General features: G+C 35.5%; 15 protein-coding genes. 5 read left to right on the forward strand and 10 right to left on the reverse strand.

Annotated features, from left to right (window positions below; genetic code table 11):
• Positions 1 to 573, reverse strand: a complete 573-nt coding sequence (locus M0G43_RS14140) for a class I SAM-dependent methyltransferase (protein WP_248027478.1) — start codon at positions 571 to 573, stop codon at positions 1 to 3.
• The gene (locus tag M0G43_RS14145; RefSeq protein WP_248027480.1) at positions 560 to 1,639 is read right to left on the reverse strand and encodes a glycosyltransferase family 9 protein; all 1,080 of its coding nucleotides are present in this window, start codon (positions 1,637 to 1,639) and stop codon (positions 560 to 562) included. The genes M0G43_RS14140 and M0G43_RS14145 overlap by 14 nt, the downstream gene beginning before the upstream one ends.
• 108 nt (positions 1,640 to 1,747) lie before the next feature.
• On the opposite strand from M0G43_RS14145, the gene M0G43_RS14150 reads away from it, so the two are divergent.
• Entirely contained in the window at positions 1,748 to 2,521 is a 774-nt protein-coding gene (locus M0G43_RS14150) for a lipopolysaccharide kinase (protein WP_248027482.1), read from the forward strand.
• Between the two features lie 95 nt (positions 2,522 to 2,616).
• On the opposite strand, the gene M0G43_RS14155 is transcribed toward M0G43_RS14150, so the two are convergent.
• Entirely contained in the window at positions 2,617 to 3,432 is an 816-nt protein-coding gene (locus M0G43_RS14155; protein WP_248027483.1) for a 2,3,4,5-tetrahydropyridine-2,6-dicarboxylate N-succinyltransferase, read from the reverse strand.
• Positions 3,433 to 3,631: 199 nt separating this feature from the next.
• On the opposite strand from M0G43_RS14155, the gene ruvX reads away from it, so the two are divergent.
• The 4 genes from ruvX to mazG all read left to right on the forward strand — a co-directional run bounded on the left by ruvX (position 3,632) and on the right by mazG (position 6,084).
• Positions 3,632 to 4,045: a Holliday junction resolvase RuvX gene (gene ruvX, locus M0G43_RS14160; RefSeq protein WP_248027485.1), complete on the forward strand. Its 414-nt coding sequence runs from the start codon at positions 3,632 to 3,634 to the stop codon at positions 4,043 to 4,045.
• Between the two features lie 76 nt (positions 4,046 to 4,121).
• Entirely contained in the window at positions 4,122 to 4,712 is a 591-nt protein-coding gene (def, locus tag M0G43_RS14165) for a peptide deformylase (protein WP_248027487.1), read from the forward strand.
• A gap of 60 nt (positions 4,713 to 4,772) precedes the next feature.
• Entirely contained in the window at positions 4,773 to 5,210 is a 438-nt protein-coding gene (locus M0G43_RS14170; RefSeq protein ID WP_248027489.1) for a DUF5606 domain-containing protein, read from the forward strand.
• 97 nt (positions 5,211 to 5,307) lie between these two features.
• Positions 5,308 to 6,084 carry a nucleoside triphosphate pyrophosphohydrolase gene (gene mazG, locus M0G43_RS14175; protein WP_248027490.1) on the forward strand — a complete coding sequence of 259 codons (777 nt, stop codon included), beginning with the start codon at positions 5,308 to 5,310 and terminating at the stop codon, positions 6,082 to 6,084.
• A 338-nt stretch (positions 6,085 to 6,422) separates the two neighbouring features.
• On the opposite strand, the gene M0G43_RS14180 is transcribed toward mazG, so the two are convergent.
• From M0G43_RS14180 to M0G43_RS14210, 7 genes are all read right to left on the reverse strand, one after another.
• Positions 6,423 to 8,474 carry a DUF349 domain-containing protein gene (locus M0G43_RS14180; RefSeq protein WP_248027492.1) on the reverse strand — a complete coding sequence of 684 codons (2,052 nt, stop codon included), beginning with the start codon at positions 8,472 to 8,474 and terminating at the stop codon, positions 6,423 to 6,425.
• 90 nt (positions 8,475 to 8,564) lie between these two features.
• A complete protein-coding gene (locus M0G43_RS14185; RefSeq protein ID WP_248027494.1) occupies positions 8,565 to 9,302 on the reverse strand; it encodes a shikimate dehydrogenase family protein in 738 nt (245 codons plus the stop codon).
• Positions 9,295 to 10,314, reverse strand: a complete 1,020-nt coding sequence (locus M0G43_RS14190; protein WP_248027496.1) for a DUF368 domain-containing protein — start codon at positions 10,312 to 10,314, stop codon at positions 9,295 to 9,297. The genes M0G43_RS14185 and M0G43_RS14190 overlap by 8 nt, the downstream gene beginning before the upstream one ends.
• A 1-nt stretch (position 10,315) precedes the next feature.
• On the reverse strand, positions 10,316 to 11,236 hold the full coding sequence (locus M0G43_RS14195) for a DUF368 domain-containing protein (RefSeq protein ID WP_248027498.1): 921 nt from the start codon (positions 11,234 to 11,236) through the stop codon (positions 10,316 to 10,318).
• A 151-nt stretch (positions 11,237 to 11,387) separates the two neighbouring features.
• Positions 11,388 to 12,800: a tetratricopeptide repeat protein gene (locus tag M0G43_RS14200; protein WP_248027501.1), complete on the reverse strand. Its 1,413-nt coding sequence runs from the start codon at positions 12,798 to 12,800 to the stop codon at positions 11,388 to 11,390.
• Between the two features lie 155 nt (positions 12,801 to 12,955).
• The gene (locus M0G43_RS14205; protein WP_248027502.1) at positions 12,956 to 14,149 is read right to left on the reverse strand and encodes an aspartate aminotransferase family protein; all 1,194 of its coding nucleotides are present in this window, start codon (positions 14,147 to 14,149) and stop codon (positions 12,956 to 12,958) included.
• On the reverse strand, positions 14,149 to 15,897 hold the full coding sequence (locus M0G43_RS14210) for an OstA-like protein (RefSeq protein ID WP_411039893.1): 1,749 nt from the start codon (positions 15,895 to 15,897) through the stop codon (positions 14,149 to 14,151). The genes M0G43_RS14205 and M0G43_RS14210 overlap by 1 nt, the downstream gene beginning before the upstream one ends.
• Positions 15,898 to 15,904: the final 7 nt, after the last annotated feature.

Consider the following 15,904-nt stretch of genomic DNA (forward strand, 5'->3'; position numbering starts at 1 on the left):
TTAATTTTTATAAACGCCTATTTTCCAATAGGTTTTTTCGTTTTGCGTAGTTATGGTTGTGAATTTTAGCTGTTTCATTTTATCATCAAAATGATTCCAACATCCCAAACCTTCTCTATAAATCGAAGTTATAATGATACCATTTTCATTTAAATTATCCATCATTCTGTTCAGGACATTTTGCTTTTCTGTATCATGAATGTAGTAAAACACTTCGTTGAAGACAATTACATCAAATTTTTGTTGAGGCGTATACGAATGAATGTCGGCACATATAAATTCTGAATTGGGCAAATTCAATTGTTGCGCACTTTTGATCGATACAGATGAAAAATCCATTCCAACAAAGTGAGCATATTGAGAAGTATTCATCCGTTCGCACAAAATACCTTCGCCACAACCCAAATCTAAAACCGTCGGATTTTCTACTGCAAATTCAGATATTAAATCAATAATGGTTTGATATCTCACCTTTTCAATATCGCCTTTGAGATTGTTCCAGCGTCCCCGTCTATACTGCTTGTTCCAGCGTAATTTTCGTCGCCAATTGTGAAATTTATCAATGATGTTCATTTTTCTTTTCTTTAAGATGATAGTTGAGGAACGACGATAGTTTGGGAATAATCAGTTCTGGCGTAAGCTTATTATACATAAAACTTGGGTCTTCTTCTATTTTTCTTCTGACCTCTCTATCTTCTGAATACAAATCTGGATGTTCATCCAGTAGGTGAATTGAAGTATGCATTTTGCCATCTTCAAAACTCGCCCAAGAATCTTTCATAACGTACGGCGAAAAAATAGTAAAAGTTGGTTTGTCCAATGCTTTTGAAATATGAACGATACCACCTTCATTTCCAACCAACAACGTGCATTTATTCATCAATTGGATAAAACCTCTGATGCTATTTTCATAAATATCCATTATGATGCTCGACTGGTTTTTGCATTGATTATAAATTTCCAATGCATCACTTTTTTGGTCTGGTGCATAATTGAAAAGCACGTAGCAATCATAAGTTTCTGTAATGAAATCCACTAATTGAGTGATGTAACTGTAAGGCATTGATTTTTGAGGTGTACTACCAAGAACACCAAACATAATCACGGGTTTGTGATAAGTTGAGAGTTTACTGTATTGCTTTTCCTTTTCAGAAAGATAGATTTTGGGCTCATAAACCGGGTTTTCAACATCAAAAATAGATGTTACTAAATGAACTCTATCTTCAATGGCTTTTCCACAAGGTTTACTCTTCTCTTTTAGAAATCCCACGGAATGCGTGTAGAAATCTAGAATTGGGTCTTTTTCTCTTTTCTTAAAACCTACACGAATTTTTGCTTTGGAAAATAGACAAATCAAACGACTTTGAAGCTTGGCGTAAGGGTCAAAAATAATATCGTATCTGTCTTTTCTGATTTTCAGAATCAACTTTATAAGATTCGGAATTTTTTTTAATTCCTTTTCGTTGATGATGATGATATTCTGAATATTCGGATTATTTTCAATGACACCTGTCGTGTAATCATATACCATATAGTCAATTACAGAATTCGGGTAAACCTGTTTGATGTTTGAAGCAATCAGCGAAGCCAATAGCACATCTCCAATACGTTTATTCTGAATGACCAGTATTTTTTTCATAACAGTTCCCGCATAAGCGGGAATCAAATTTTTAAGGTTGAATCTAACTGCAAAGTATTATAATTTCTACTTTTATTAAAATATCAATTGATATATCTTTGAAAATATATGAGTCAAACAAAACAAGTAATGCATTTTCATCCAGATTACGAGTCAAAGAAGGCGAAAGTCTTGGAATGTATTGCTCATTTTGAACGCCAAGGACAAGACGTCTTGCAAGGCGACCGCAATACCATCAAAAGTTTCAAAATTGATGGGGAGAAAATCAACATAAAATCCTTTAAAATCCCGAATGGTTTCAATGCTTTTGTCTATAAATTTATCAGAAAGTCAAAGGCAAAACGTTCATTTAAATATGCTGAAAAATTGTTGGATGCAAACATTCTTACGCCATTTCCCATTGCTTATATTGAAGTGTTTTCAACGGTCGGTTTGACAGAAAGTTATTATATAAGCAAGCATATTGACTATGATTTTGATTTTAGGGATTTGATACATCAGCCGAAATTCCCAGATAGAGTCAACATTTTGTGGCAATTCACCGAATTCACATTTAGGTTACACGAAAATAATGTCAACTTTTATGATCATTCTCCAGGAAATACCTTGATTGTTAAAAAAGGAGACCATAAGTATGATTTTTATCTGATAGATTTAAATCGGATGAGCTTTGGGCCGATGGATTTTGATAAACGAATGCATAATTTTAGGCGTTTGTGGCTTTCAAAAACGATGGTTAAGATTATGTCTGAAAAATACGCCGCACTTTACAATAAAACCTATGACGAAACGCATGCGCTCATGCTGAAATACAGTAGGCAATTCCAGAGAAAGATTGACCGAAAAAAAATCAGAAGGGCGGGACGGAAGCTTCGCCTTTAGTCAGCAGTCAGCAATATTCAGTTAGTTTCTTTCAATATTGCATTGTTAACAAAAACCTGTAGACTTCAAATGGAATACTGACCACCAACAACTTATCAAACAGCTACATTATATTCCCTTAAAGCATCATTTAACGATGTCTTCTTATTGGTGCTTTCTTTGCGAGTTCCAATAATCAAGGCACAAGGCACTTGATATTCTCCAGCATTGAATTTTTTGGTGTAACTACCTGGAATCACAACCGAACGGGCTGGTACAACACCTTTCATTTCCTTTGGTTCATCACCAGTAACATCTATAATTTTTGTGGAAGCTGTGAGGACCACATTTGCTCCCAAAACCGCTTCTTTTTCAACTCGTACACCTTCAACTACTATGCAACGACTTCCTATAAATGCGTTATCTTCAATGATAACTGGAGCGGCTTGTAGTGGCTCCAAAACGCCACCTATGCCAACACCTCCCGATAAATGAACATTCTTGCCAATTTGCGCACAACTACCAACAGTTGCCCAAGTATCAACCATTGTGCCTTCATCAACATAAGCGCCAATGTTCACATAGCTAGGCATCATAATGACTCCTTTTGAAATGTAAGCACCATGACGCGCCACGGCATTTGGTACCACACGGATTCCTTTATTGGCATAATCCTTTTTTAATGGAATTTTATCGTGATATTCAAAAATCCCAGCTTCCCAAGTTTCCATTTTTTGGATAGGAAAATACATTACCACAGCTTTTTTGACCCATTCATTCACTTGCCAGCCATTTTCAGTTGGCTCTGCAACACGAAGTGTTCCAGCGTCTAGTAAATCGATAACGTTTCTGATGCTTTCTATGGTTACTTCATTAGTCAAAAGGGAACGGTCTTCCCATGCATTTTCTATGTTTTGGATAAGTTGTTTCATCGTGATTTTTCAATTTTCACAAAGATAGTCTGATAATCTATTTTTTTGTGTGACTTGGGAGAAAAAAAGGTGTCTGAATGCATAAAAGGTGGTTTTACATTTAATTAAGAGGGATAATTAAAATCATTGTAATATATTTTTGACTCCTTTCGACACTTCTCGAGAGGAGTTTTTTTATAGTATCTTTGAAAAAAAATGAATGGCAAGATTACTCGCTATAGATTACGGACTAAAACGTACAGGAATTGCAATAACTGATGAACTCCAAATCATCGCATCTGGCTTAACAACTGTAGATACAAAAGACCTATTGACTTTTTTGAAAGCCTATGTTTCTAAAGAAAATGTGGAGCTTTTTGTTATTGGCGAACCAAAACAAATGAACAATAAGGTTTCTGAAAGCGAGCCAGCCATTCTAGCATTTATGGAAAAACTTTCTAAATCGATTCCAGAGATTCCCATTGCAAGGGTCGATGAACGTTTTACTTCTAAAATGGCATTTCAAACTATGATAGACAGCGGTTTGAAAAAGCAGCAACGACGCAACAAAGCGTTGGTTGATGAAATCAGTGCAACCATCATTCTTCAAAGTTATATGGCTTCACAAAGCTGATTTCTCAATCTTTTCTATGGAGTGAGCCAAAATCCTTGCAAGATTTGTATTTTTGCAACTCAAAATTTCAATGTTTATGATTTTACCTATTGTCGCTTATGGCGATGCTGTTTTAAGGAAAAAAGCCCAAGATATATCTGAAGATTATCCGAAATTGGAGGAGTTGATTGCCAATATGTATGAAACGATGTATGGCGCTTATGGTGTTGGCTTGGCTGCTCCACAAATTGGCTTGCCTATTCGTTTATTTTTGGTCGATACAAGCCCTTTTGCTGAAGATGAAGACTTGACGGAAGATGAACAAAATAAACTAAAAGACTTTAAGCGTACATTCATAAATGCCAAAATTCTTGAAGAATCTGGTGATGAGTGGGCTTTTAATGAAGGCTGCTTGAGTATTCCTGATGTTCGTGAAGATGTTTTTAGAAAGCCGGTCATTACAATACAATATCAAGATGAGAATTTTGTAACGCATACTGAAACCTTCGACGGACTCATAGCTCGCGTCATTCAGCATGAATACGATCATATTGAAGGAATTTTATTCACCGATAAACTTTCAGCCTTTAAAAAGCGATTGATCAAGGGACGATTGGGAAATATTTCAAAAGGTAAAATAGATGTCGATTACAGAATGCGTTTTCCCGACATGAAAAAGAAACGTTAAAAATTAATCACAATTGAAGCAAACAATTATATTTGCTCACTTCAAACAAAAAAATATTTTATGAGTTTAGACAAAATTCTTTCCATTTCTGGTAAACCAGGACTTTATAAAGTGGTTACACCTACACGCAGTGGTTTCGTTGCCGAATCTTTATTGGACAACAAACGTATAACAGTAAATGCACACAGCAATGTGAGCGTTTTGAGCGAAATTGCCGTGTACACTTTGAAGGAAGAATTGCCTTTGCGCGAAGTTTTCAAGAAAATCAAAACCAAAGAAAACGGTGAAGCCACGTCTATCAGCCATAAAGATGATAAAAGCGTACTGGAAGAATACTTCTTTGAAGTATTGCCAGATTACGACGAAGACCGCGTCTATCCAAGTGACATCAAAAAAATTGTACAGTGGTACAACTTGCTGCAAAAGCACAACTTATTGAACGCTTTAGAAGAAGGTGCCGAAAATCAGGAAACTGAAGCTTCTTCTGAAGAAGAATAATCTATCTTTTTTATTGATAAATTGTTTACAGAAACATCACAGTATGTCTTTCTGAACTCTTTCATTAGTCGTATTTTTGGAGTCTTGAACCAAGAATATGACTGATAAAACACAACAACTTAAGGCATTTGAGAGATTGCTCATTATTATGGATGAGCTTCGTGCACAGTGTCCGTGGGACAAAAAACAGACCATAGAAACACTTCGACATTTAACGATTGAAGAGGTGTATGAATTGGGTGATGCTATTTTGGACAATGATTTAGATGAGGTCAAGAAAGAGCTTGGTGATCTACTGTTGCATATTGTGTTCTACTCCAAAATAGGAAGTGAAACCAATGCTTTCGATATGGCTGATGTTTGTAACACCATTTCTGATAAATTAATTGAACGCCATCCTCATATTTATGGAGATGTGAGCGTGAATGATGAAGAAGACGTCAAACGGAATTGGGAACAAATTAAGCTCAAAGAGAAAGGAAAAAAAAGCGTGTTACAAGGAGTGCCGAAAAGTCTGCCAGCAATGGTGAAGGCGAATCGTATTCAGGACAAAGCCGCTGGTGTTGGTTTTGATTGGGAAGCACCGAATCAAGTTTGGGAAAAAGTGGAGGAGGAGTTGCAGGAATTTAAAGAAGAGGCTGATGCCCAAAACCGTGATAGGATGGAAAGCGAATTTGGCGATGTGCTATTTTCGCTGATTAATTATGCTCGGTTTTTAAAGATAAATCCAGAAAATGCTTTGGAACGTACCAATAAAAAATTCATAAAGAGATTTCAATATCTTGAATCAAAAGCAAAGGAGTTAGATAAGAAATTATCGGATATGACGTTGACCGAGATGGATGTCTTCTGGAATGAAGCAAAAAACATTTAAAATTTTATTTTTGAACAAATTGAATTTCAGTGCTTTGATTTGTTTGAATAAAAAAAATGAAGATTTTTTTATAGTTGGTAATCCAAACTTGTAAGACGATACGTATATAAGATATAATGAAACTAGCTTTAGTTTCATAATCATAAGTAGGTAATCTTAATTTTATTTTAAGCGGTAATAGTTAAGATTAAAAATTTAGTTTAGTTAGGGGTCAAAATCCCATTCACCAATGGTGGATGGGATTTGATTTTATAGCTATTTCATAATTGAATACAGCAAAAAAAGAAGCTGCTTTGTTGGCAACTTCTCTTCATAATAAGGTATAAAAATCTTGTGTCTTATTCGTAAAGCTCTTTAACTTTCTTTAGCTTTTCTTCCCAAACAGCTAGATTTTCTTTGTGAGATTCAATGCTCTTCAACACATTTTTTACAAGTGGATTTGTTTCATCCACATTTGAAAAGAATTGAAGATTGTTTTCCAATTGATTGATTTCGCTTTTTGCCTCATCAATTTTCTTACGGATGAAATTGTGCTCATTGTCTAACAATCGTGTATCATCAGGCTGGGCAAGATGCTCTAGTTTGTTTTCAAATTTGATCATTTCAACTTCAGACTTGTCCATTTTTAAACTACTGAATAGATTATCCAAAGTTTTATTGAATTTGCCTTCTATAAAGCGTTTGTTAAAAGGCACTTGCCCGAGAGATTTCCACTCTTCGATTTTAGATTTGATGGTTTCAACATCTGCTTCAGCATTTCCTGATAATTTCAAGTCCTTCAATGAATCCAAAAGCTTATTCTTCTTATCAAAGGCGTCATATTGCTCCTGATTTTCCGCTTTTCTTTCGGCGTGAACTTGGTCAAAATAATGATTACAAGCGGCCTTAAAACGGTTCCAAATCTTGTCGCTATCTTTTCTAGGAACATGACCAATCGTTTTCCAATCAGCCTGAATTTTCTTCATCAAAGGTGTGACAGTTTCAAAATCTTTACTGTCTTTGTTGTCTTCAGCAATTTTGATGAGGTCTAGTTTCTTTTGTAAATTATCGTATTGATCTTTCTTTAAGTTTTTGTAGAAACCATTTTTCTTTCTATTGAAAGTTCTAACAGCAGTCTTGAATTTAGACCAAGTTTCTTCATTGACTTTTATCGGAACTTTTCCAGCCTTGAAGAAATCTTGACGCAACTCTTCAATTTTTCTAATTTTCTTTTGCCATGCTTGGTGTGAGTTGGCATCGTCTTTTGCAATGTCATCAATCTTGGCAATGATTTCTTCTTTCTTCACCAAATTCTCTTCATGGATTTGGTCAATATTTGCAAAATATGCCTGACGCTTGTCATGTATCGCCTTGGTCGCATTGCTGAATCGTTCCCAGATATCCTCACGATGCTCTCTGTCCACGGGACCTAAATCCTCTTTCCACATTTTGTGCAAAACTTGCAACTCTCTGAAAGCTCTATTGGTATTGTCATCTTGGGCCAACTCTTCAGCTCGCTCAATGATTTTAAGCTTTTGCTCTAGATTGTGCTTGAAATCCATATCGCGCAAATCGCGATTAAGATGTAAAAAGTCATAGAAAATCTCTACATGATGATGGTACGAATTCCAAGCATTGTTATACTTATCTCTTGGAATAGGCCCAGCATTTCTCCATCGTTCCTGTAAATCCTTGAAGTGTTTATAGGTGGTATTTATGTTCTCTTCGACATTTATCAAACCTTTGATTTCTTCAATGATTTCGAGCCTATTTTCAAGATTTAACTTGAGGTTAGATTCCAATGCTTTGTAATAAGCATTCAGGTTTTTTCTATAGTCGTTGTAAAGTGAATTAAAGCGTTTTTTGACAGGGCTGGTAAAATAGAAATCGATTTCATTGCCACCATCTGCCAAAAAATCTTCTTTTTTCTCTTCCAGAATTTCAGAAAACTTGGCATTAAATTCTGATTTTATTTCATCTACATGAGATTTAATGGTTTGAACCTTTTTGTTTTTCAATAGACCTTCAAATTCATCAGCCAATTGCTCCAAAGACATTGAATGGTAATCTTTATCTTCCAAAGCATGTCTATCTACATTGTCTGTATCTTCAGCGTCTTCTGCGTTGGCTTCATCAATCTCATCAACATGATTTTTTACCTTTTTTGGAGTGTCTTCAGCGTCATTAGATGAGCTTTCAGATGCGTCAACTACCGATTCTTTGGCTTCATCGTTAGATTCAGTTTCATCTACAACTGGAGATTCTTCTGAATTTTGTTGAGCTTCTTGCTCATTTAATGTTGCTTTATTTTTGTGATCAACATTTAAGGGTTCAGAAGGTTGTAAGATCTTTTCAGAAGAGTCATCATTCTGCTTTCCGTCTGCATTCTGCAGGTTATCATTCTCTGACATTTTTGCAATGTTTTGGTTCAAATTTTCATTAAAGGCTAAAGATACTAACAACTCATTAGATTACAAAGCGAAAACCATATTTGAAGGCGTTCAGGCCATGCTCCATATCTCCCAAGCCTTATCAGCTTGTAGTTCAAGCATCTTGAAGCCATTGGTGATGGTTGCTCCTTTTATTTCGCCACAGATTAGAAATTTTGTTTGTATCGGATTGTAAATTAAGTCATAAAGAATATGTTCTTTCGTAACGGCATCATAAGGGATGTCTGGACACTCATTGACATTAGGATGTGTGCCAACTGGTGTACAATTGATGATTATTTGGTGAGATTTAATAATGTCTTCGTTAAGGTCTTTATAAGTGAATTTAGTTTCACTATTTGCATTCCTTGAAACGAAATCAAATGGAATCTTAAGTTGTTTTAGAGCATATGCTACACCTTTTGAAGCTCCACCAGTTCCAAGAATCAATGCTTTTCGATGATGGTGATTAATTAAAGGTTGTAATGATTTTTCAAAGCCATAACAATCGGTGTTATAGCCTTTCAGTTTTCCTGATGAATCAATTTTTATTGTGTTTACAGCGCCTATTTCTTTAGCAACATCATTCAGTTCATCTAGATAAGGAATGATACTTTCTTTATATGGAATTGTAACATTCAATCCTAACAAATTTGGATTGTTTTTTAGGATCGATGGGAATTGTGAAACGTCCTGAATGTCAAAATTTTCATAGGAATAATCGAGCTCATCATTTTCAAATTTGGCCGTAAAGTGGGTTTTTGAAAATGAATACGAAATGTTTTTGCCTATCAATCCGAAGTTAGGCATTCAATTTTCTAGTTTTTTGACCATACCATTCCAAAGCTAACACTATCAGAATTCCTAATGCAATATAAGCAATTGCATAATAGGTTTCACTATTCAGTTGAGGAATAAATCTTTCGTAATTAGAAACAATTTTAGAGCCAGTTGAATCATATTGAAAATCTCCACTTTCTGAAAGCTTATAAATGGTCTTTTTCCATGGCCAAACAACACCAAGACTGCCAACGATAAAACCGATGATGGCAGAAATAGTGACATTTTTGTGATGTTTGAGAATATAGCTCAATATATGTGAGAAGGAAACCAAACCGGTAACAGAACCAAGTGTGAAAACCACTAACACCTTAAGCAATCTTATCCTGACAGGATTATGAATGAACTCAAAATTTCCAACCATAATTTCATAGAATGTATCCGAAAGTGCATTGACAGAATCTACCAACAGCAACACGTAGTTACCAAGCAAAATTAGAATGAAAGAACCTGAAAAACCTGGTAAAGTCATCCCAGAAACGCTGATAATACCGCAAAAAAACACGAACCATAAATTGTCATTTTCTTTTGCTGGATCTAGAAAACTGATTCCGATTCCAATAAGCACACCAATAATAAGCGAGCAAACAGTCTTGTAATTCCATACTTTAAAATCTTTGTTGATGTAGTAAATAGAGCCAATAATCATCCCAAAAAACATACTCCAAACATAGAGTTCATTGGTCTTCAGAAAATAATCGAGAATTTTTGAAACACTGAAATAGCTTACAACCATTCCAAAAAACAAAAGACCCAAGAAACGTCCATTGATATAATTGACAAAGGATTTAAAACGTCCGTTGAAAAGTAGTTTAAAAGCAGTTTTATTGACTTTCTGAAGAGAATAGATAAATTCTTCATAAAAGCCTGCTACAAATGCCACCACACCACCAGATACACCTGGAACTTTATTTGCGGCACCCATTCCAAGTCCTTTAATGACTAGAAAAAATCTGTCCGCAAATGTTCTTGTGCTTTGCATTTTAGTTCTTTTTGGCTCCTAATTTCTCGAGTATGAAAATAGTCAAAAAACCAGCCAACATCAAGCAAATGGCAAAAGTTAGTTGCGGGTCGCCTTTATAGTTAAAAGGAGCGATACTTTTCTCAACCAATGGAATATCTATACCTGCTGAATCTTTTCTCCAGGTCAAAACACGTTTCCATGGCCAAATTTTATTGAGAGAACCAAAAATAAATCCAGTCAATAAAGCTAGGGTAATATTATGGTAATTTTTAAATAGCCATTTTAAAATATGGCTGAAGCTTAAAATGCCAACCAAAGCGCCAGTTGCAAAAATGAGGATTTTCTTAAAATCAAAATCATGAAGTGCATCGCTCAAAGTTTTGTACGCACCAAGAATAACAAGGATGAAAGCTCCGGAAATTCCGGGTAATATCATCGCACAAATGGCCAAAGCTCCCGCAAAAAACAAAAACAGAGAACTATCACTGTCTGCCATAGATGGTAGTTGAGAAATGTAATAAGCGGCTATGGTCCCAAACAAAAACATTATGATGGTGGCGATATTCCATTTTGTTATTTGCTTACCTACAAAATAAACACTGGCTACTATCAATCCAAAAAAGAACGACCATATCAAAACGGGATGATTTTCAATCAGATATTTTGCCAATCGCATAAAAGACACAAAACTTATGAGAATTCCAGTAACAAGAGCCAACAGAAAATTAGCGTTCAGTTGTGTCCAAAAAGCCTTGACACCATGAATTTTTAAAGTTTTGAAAAGTGATAAATTGATACCACTTATTGTGGAAATTAATTCTTCATAAATACCAGAAATGAAAGCAATCGTACCTCCGGAAACACCAGGAACGGCATCCGCAGCTCCCATAGCAATGCCTTTGAGGGAAATAATTGCATAATCTGTAAAACGTCTTTGCATTGTTATAAAATAAGAACGCTAAAGGTATGTAATTTTGTGAGATTTATTTGATGAGATAGCTGTATTGTTTCCTAAAGCAATCTACTTATAGAAAGCATAACACAATACAATAAAATTTGTTGCGAGTTTGAAACACAAAAATTATGATGAGTTAGTTCGAAGATTTTTTTGCCGTCATAATAATTGCTCGTACCGAAATATTTTTCGAAACATTTGGAAACAACTCTTCAATTATAAAATGAAATTCCGGATTCAACAATAAACCGTTTTTCAAATGATAGGAGCCTTTTTCTGATTCTAAAAGTGAATAATAAATCCCAGCAAGACGATATTCGATTTCAGCAGTTTCGGGATAAAATTCGGCTCCTTGAATTAAATTTAATGCAGATGCCTCGTATTCTCCCAATTGTATCAAAATATCAGCACGAGATAACCACGTGTCCAATTCATAATTACCAAGATCTAATGTTTTTTTATAGCCTCTTTCAGCTTCCTCCAGAAAATTTAACCGATGATTTATTTGTGCATATAATTTCCAATATAGCACATTTTCACAGTCAATATTGATTGCTTTATTGATATAATACAGCGCTTTTTGATAATCATGCTGTTTGTTATAAAATTTTGTTATAGCAATCCAACCTTTGTCTAAAAGAGGGTCTTCCTGAACAGTTTTATAATAATATTGCACTGCTAAATCAAAATTTTCCAACTTATCATAGCAATTTCCTATGCGTAGCAATGCAAAAGATGTAGGTTCATCCAAAGCCAAAGTGATTTTGTAATTTTCTATGGCCTCATGATATTTTCTTTGTTTTTCAAGAACTTTTCCTTTCTCTAAATATGCACCCACGAAAGTGTCATCTGAAATAATCGCAAAATCAAATGCAGCTGATGCTCTTTTATAATCTTTTAGAGTACAATACTGTTTTCCAAGTTGATGCCAAGCTACTTCACTATAAGGGTTATTATCTAAATATTGATTTAGAAATTCTATTGCTTCGGAATTTAAACAAAGGAAATCGAAGCAATAAATAATATTGTACAAAGCAGAATAATCCTCATTGTCAAGATCCAAACATTTTATAAAATAATCTTTGGCATTTTCGAATTGGTCCATAAAGAGATATTCCATCCCAATGAGTGCGTAGATATCTGCTTCATCGTCTTCACTGTCTATCAATCGAAGGGCAATCATCAGCGTATCAATAGCCTTTTGGTGCTCGTCACGTTTTGATAGAATACTTGCCTTTTGAATATAAATCTCTTCGTTTGCTGGTTCTAGTAAATACAACATATCCAACAATTTGTCAGCTTGCTGCAATTTATCTTCCAAAACATAAATTTCTACCTGAAACAATTTCAAGGTAACAGACGTCGGATGTTGACCCAGTCCCATCTTAATGGCCTTTTTAGCTAAAGCTATTTTGCCAATTTCGAGATAGTGATAAATAATGTTTTCAAATTCTCCAGAGTCAAAAAACAGAACATTGTTTGTTTTTAACATTGACTCAAATTTTGTCAGGGAAAGATTGTTGTGGTCGTCACTTTGACTGAACTCCATAAGCAGATGTAAAGTTTAGTTGAAATAAATTTAATGTTATCATCAGGAAATTCGGGGATATAGGGCTAATGTTTTCAACAAATTAATTAACAGACATTTAATACAAATGATTTTTAAGGTTTTACAATTTGATTTACAATGATTTAAAAGTAATATTATTTTTTAATTTTCTTTGAAATTTTATCCAGAACAGATAGGATAATGTCGCATCCATCTATAATTTCTTCATTTGATATGGTTAAGGGAGGTGTAATTCGGATGGCTTTTGGCTCAAAAAGTAGCCAAAATAGAATTAATCCTTCGCTTTGACAGGTCAGAATTATCTCATTCACAAGTTCTGCCGATGGCAATATGGCTGCAAGCATCAATCCTTTTCCTCTGATGTCTTCAATCAAAGGATGCACCAAATGTTGACGGAATAATTTTTCTTTTTCGAGTACTTTCTCCATCAAATCACTTTCGGTCACTTCTTTAAGGGTTGCCAATGCTGCGGCTGCAATCACAGGATGTCCTCCAAAAGTAGTAATATGACCAAGTTTTGGATGATCTTTTAAAGTGGACATCATTCCTCTTGATGCTGTGAACGCACCAATTGGCATACCACCACCTAGTCCTTTTCCCGTTACTAAAATATCTGGCACACAATTATAATGTTCGAATCCGAAAAGTTTACCTGTACGACCCACTCCAGGCTGAATTTCATCTAAAATCAATAAAGCACCTACTTCATCACAGCGTGTTCTTACTTTGGCAAGATAATTCCCTTTGGGTTCGATAAATCCGGCACCTCCTTGAATGGTTTCGAGAATTACTGCAGCTGTTTTACGAGTGATATTTTGTATTTGATCACAATCATTATAATCAATGAAATGTACATCTGGTACTAATGGTCTAAAAGCTTGTTTCCGCTCTTCGTAACCCATTACGCTCATAGAACCCATCGTGTTGCCGTGATAGGCGTATTTGGCAGCAATGATTTCACTTCTTCCAGTGGCTCTTCTGGCCAATTTTAAGGCGCCTTCAATGGCTTCGGTTCCCGAATTAGTGAGATAAGTAGTTTCCAACGAGTCTGGCAACTGTTTTGCCAAGAATTTTGTCAATTCTACAGCAGATTCTTGGATATACTCGCCATAAACCATTACGTGAAGATATTTATCCAATTGTTTTTTGATAGCTTTAACAACCTTTGGATGTCTATGCCCTAGAGTACACGCCGAAACACCTGCCACAAAATCGAGATGAGGTTTATTATTGGTGTCATATATATAAGAGCCTTCCGCATACGAAATTTCCATTGCCAATGGATGTGGCGTGGTTTGTGCTTGATATTTCAAAAAATCTTCTGACATTATTTCTCCTTTTTAAGCACTTTTTTAGACGGAAGTTTATTGGCTGACTTTATCGAGTCATTCTTTTTGATGGCTTCCTCCGGAATATTTCTGGAAGCTTTGGAGACTTCATCTTCTTTTGCGTCTTTCGGTTTTGCGTCTTCAACACGTTGCATCAATTCTTCATCAAAAAATTCTTCTTGAGGAATATATTCACCAAGCCCCTTAATTATTGGTAAATTTAAAGGTGGGTCGTCTACGAATAAATCTTCAACGCTTTTAGGTCGTTCTTCTTCACGCCATACAAAACCCCTCAATTTTCTGGCGTTTTCCGGGAATTCAGATTCAGGATAGATGTCACCATCTACCTGATTGATGAAGCGCGTTTCGACAATCTCATTGTTCTCAATCTGCATATTGATACTGGCAGATTTTGATTTGTTGATTCCAATGAGTTCATTTTTATCATCACGCATAAAATAGATGACTTCTGCATTTTTGATGACATCAATATTGTAAAGCTCATTGTCTTTGAACAATCCTATAAGTCGCTGCCCTTTTGTTTGGCTATAACCATCTCCAAGAGTGTCCTTGCTGATGACGAAGGCGTCATTGAAAACGAGAAGTGAATCCAATTGTTCGGTTTTTGGATTGGCAATGAGGTGAATGGTGTCGCCTGTCATTTGATTTCCCATATTCCACAATACTGGATTGCGCTTGCCACTGAAGGCATCTGTAGATGAAAAACGCGCTAGATTGATCAATCGTGTCAAACCGGTTTTATGGTCTGCGTGAATGGAATCAGCTTTTCCACTTAAATCACTTTTATAAAGTTTTGCATTGTAATAGGCGCGTGTAATTCGGCTTTCTGGAGGACCGTTGACACGAATAGTATCGCTATGCATATACAACGAATCTTTTTCTTGAACCGAGATTAGAAGTGCGCGTTTAGTAATGAAGACCGAATCTTTTGCCTTCCAAACTTCGGCATAATGACCTTTTGCCACACTATTATTGATGGTGTCGGTAATTTTGATATTGTTGGTAGCTGATGCAAAATCAATCTTTCTATCAAAATACATACTGTCGCCTTCAATGATGCGACTGTCATAATCGATTCTTGATTTTTTTACGAAATAACCTGTATCATTTTCTGTATCATAAAATCCTCTTTCACAATAGATGGTGCTTGTTTCACCCACAATGGTTGAAGGACCATAAAGATAAGCATGGCCATTTTCAGAATAGAAATCAAGACGATCTGTGTTCAAGGTGTATTGAGGGTTGACCAAAACCACCTCATTTACAAATTGGTACTTTTTATTGCTCATATAATAACGACCAATTCTGCTGGTAATCGTTCCTGAAGAATCACGCACTACTTTTCCACCTGTATTGTAATAGGCTTGTTGCTTCACTTTATCGAAATGAAGCGTATCGGTTGTTAATGTAGATTTTGGTTCGGTCAAAATGACGTTGCCACCTGCGAAGGCCAATTGGGTTTTTCCACTATACTCAACATATTTGGCATTCATATTTACAGTGTCGCCTTGCTTCATAACCACATTGCTGTAGGCTTCTATGAAATCTTCCTTTTCATAATATACAGCTCTGTCGCACCACATATCGATACCTTCGTGCGCAAAATGAACTTGCTGCATATTATCTCTTGTGAAGACAGTTACACCGGGACCTCTTAAAGAATCAGAGTTTGCAAATGGTGCATACTCAATGCGGATTTTTTTTGAAGTTTGAGAGAACGAAGTCATTGTGAAA

This window comes from Subsaxibacter sp. CAU 1640 (assembly GCF_023156585.1).
Classification (GTDB): domain Bacteria; phylum Bacteroidota; class Bacteroidia; order Flavobacteriales; family Flavobacteriaceae; genus JBPOFM01.

Excerpts from the sequence above, each read along its gene's own strand:
- M0G43_RS14140 (WP_248027478.1), bottom strand. The coding sequence starts at position 573 with ATGAACATCATTGATAAATTTCACAATTGGCGACGAAAATTACGCTGG.
- M0G43_RS14145 (WP_248027480.1), bottom strand. The coding sequence starts at position 1,639 with ATGAAAAAAATACTGGTCATTCAGAATAAACGTATTGGAGATGTGCTA.
- M0G43_RS14150 (WP_248027482.1), top strand. The coding sequence starts at position 1,748 with ATGAGTCAAACAAAACAAGTAATGCATTTTCATCCAGATTACGAGTCA.
- M0G43_RS14155 (WP_248027483.1), bottom strand. The coding sequence starts at position 3,432 with ATGAAACAACTTATCCAAAACATAGAAAATGCATGGGAAGACCGTTCC.
- ruvX (WP_248027485.1), top strand. The coding sequence starts at position 3,632 with ATGGCAAGATTACTCGCTATAGATTACGGACTAAAACGTACAGGAATT.
- def (WP_248027487.1), top strand. The coding sequence starts at position 4,122 with ATGATTTTACCTATTGTCGCTTATGGCGATGCTGTTTTAAGGAAAAAA.
- M0G43_RS14170 (WP_248027489.1), top strand. The coding sequence starts at position 4,773 with ATGAGTTTAGACAAAATTCTTTCCATTTCTGGTAAACCAGGACTTTAT.
- mazG (WP_248027490.1), top strand. The coding sequence starts at position 5,308 with ATGACTGATAAAACACAACAACTTAAGGCATTTGAGAGATTGCTCATT.
- M0G43_RS14180 (WP_248027492.1), bottom strand. The coding sequence starts at position 8,474 with ATGTCAGAGAATGATAACCTGCAGAATGCAGACGGAAAGCAGAATGAT.
- M0G43_RS14185 (WP_248027494.1), bottom strand. The coding sequence starts at position 9,302 with ATGCCTAACTTCGGATTGATAGGCAAAAACATTTCGTATTCATTTTCA.
- M0G43_RS14190 (WP_248027496.1), bottom strand. The coding sequence starts at position 10,314 with ATGCAAAGCACAAGAACATTTGCGGACAGATTTTTTCTAGTCATTAAA.
- M0G43_RS14195 (WP_248027498.1), bottom strand. The coding sequence starts at position 11,236 with ATGCAAAGACGTTTTACAGATTATGCAATTATTTCCCTCAAAGGCATT.
- M0G43_RS14200 (WP_248027501.1), bottom strand. The coding sequence starts at position 12,800 with ATGGAGTTCAGTCAAAGTGACGACCACAACAATCTTTCCCTGACAAAA.
- M0G43_RS14205 (WP_248027502.1), bottom strand. The coding sequence starts at position 14,149 with ATGTCAGAAGATTTTTTGAAATATCAAGCACAAACCACGCCACATCCA.
- M0G43_RS14210 (WP_411039893.1), bottom strand. The coding sequence starts at position 15,897 with ATGACTTCGTTCTCTCAAACTTCAAAAAAAATCCGCATTGAGTATGCA.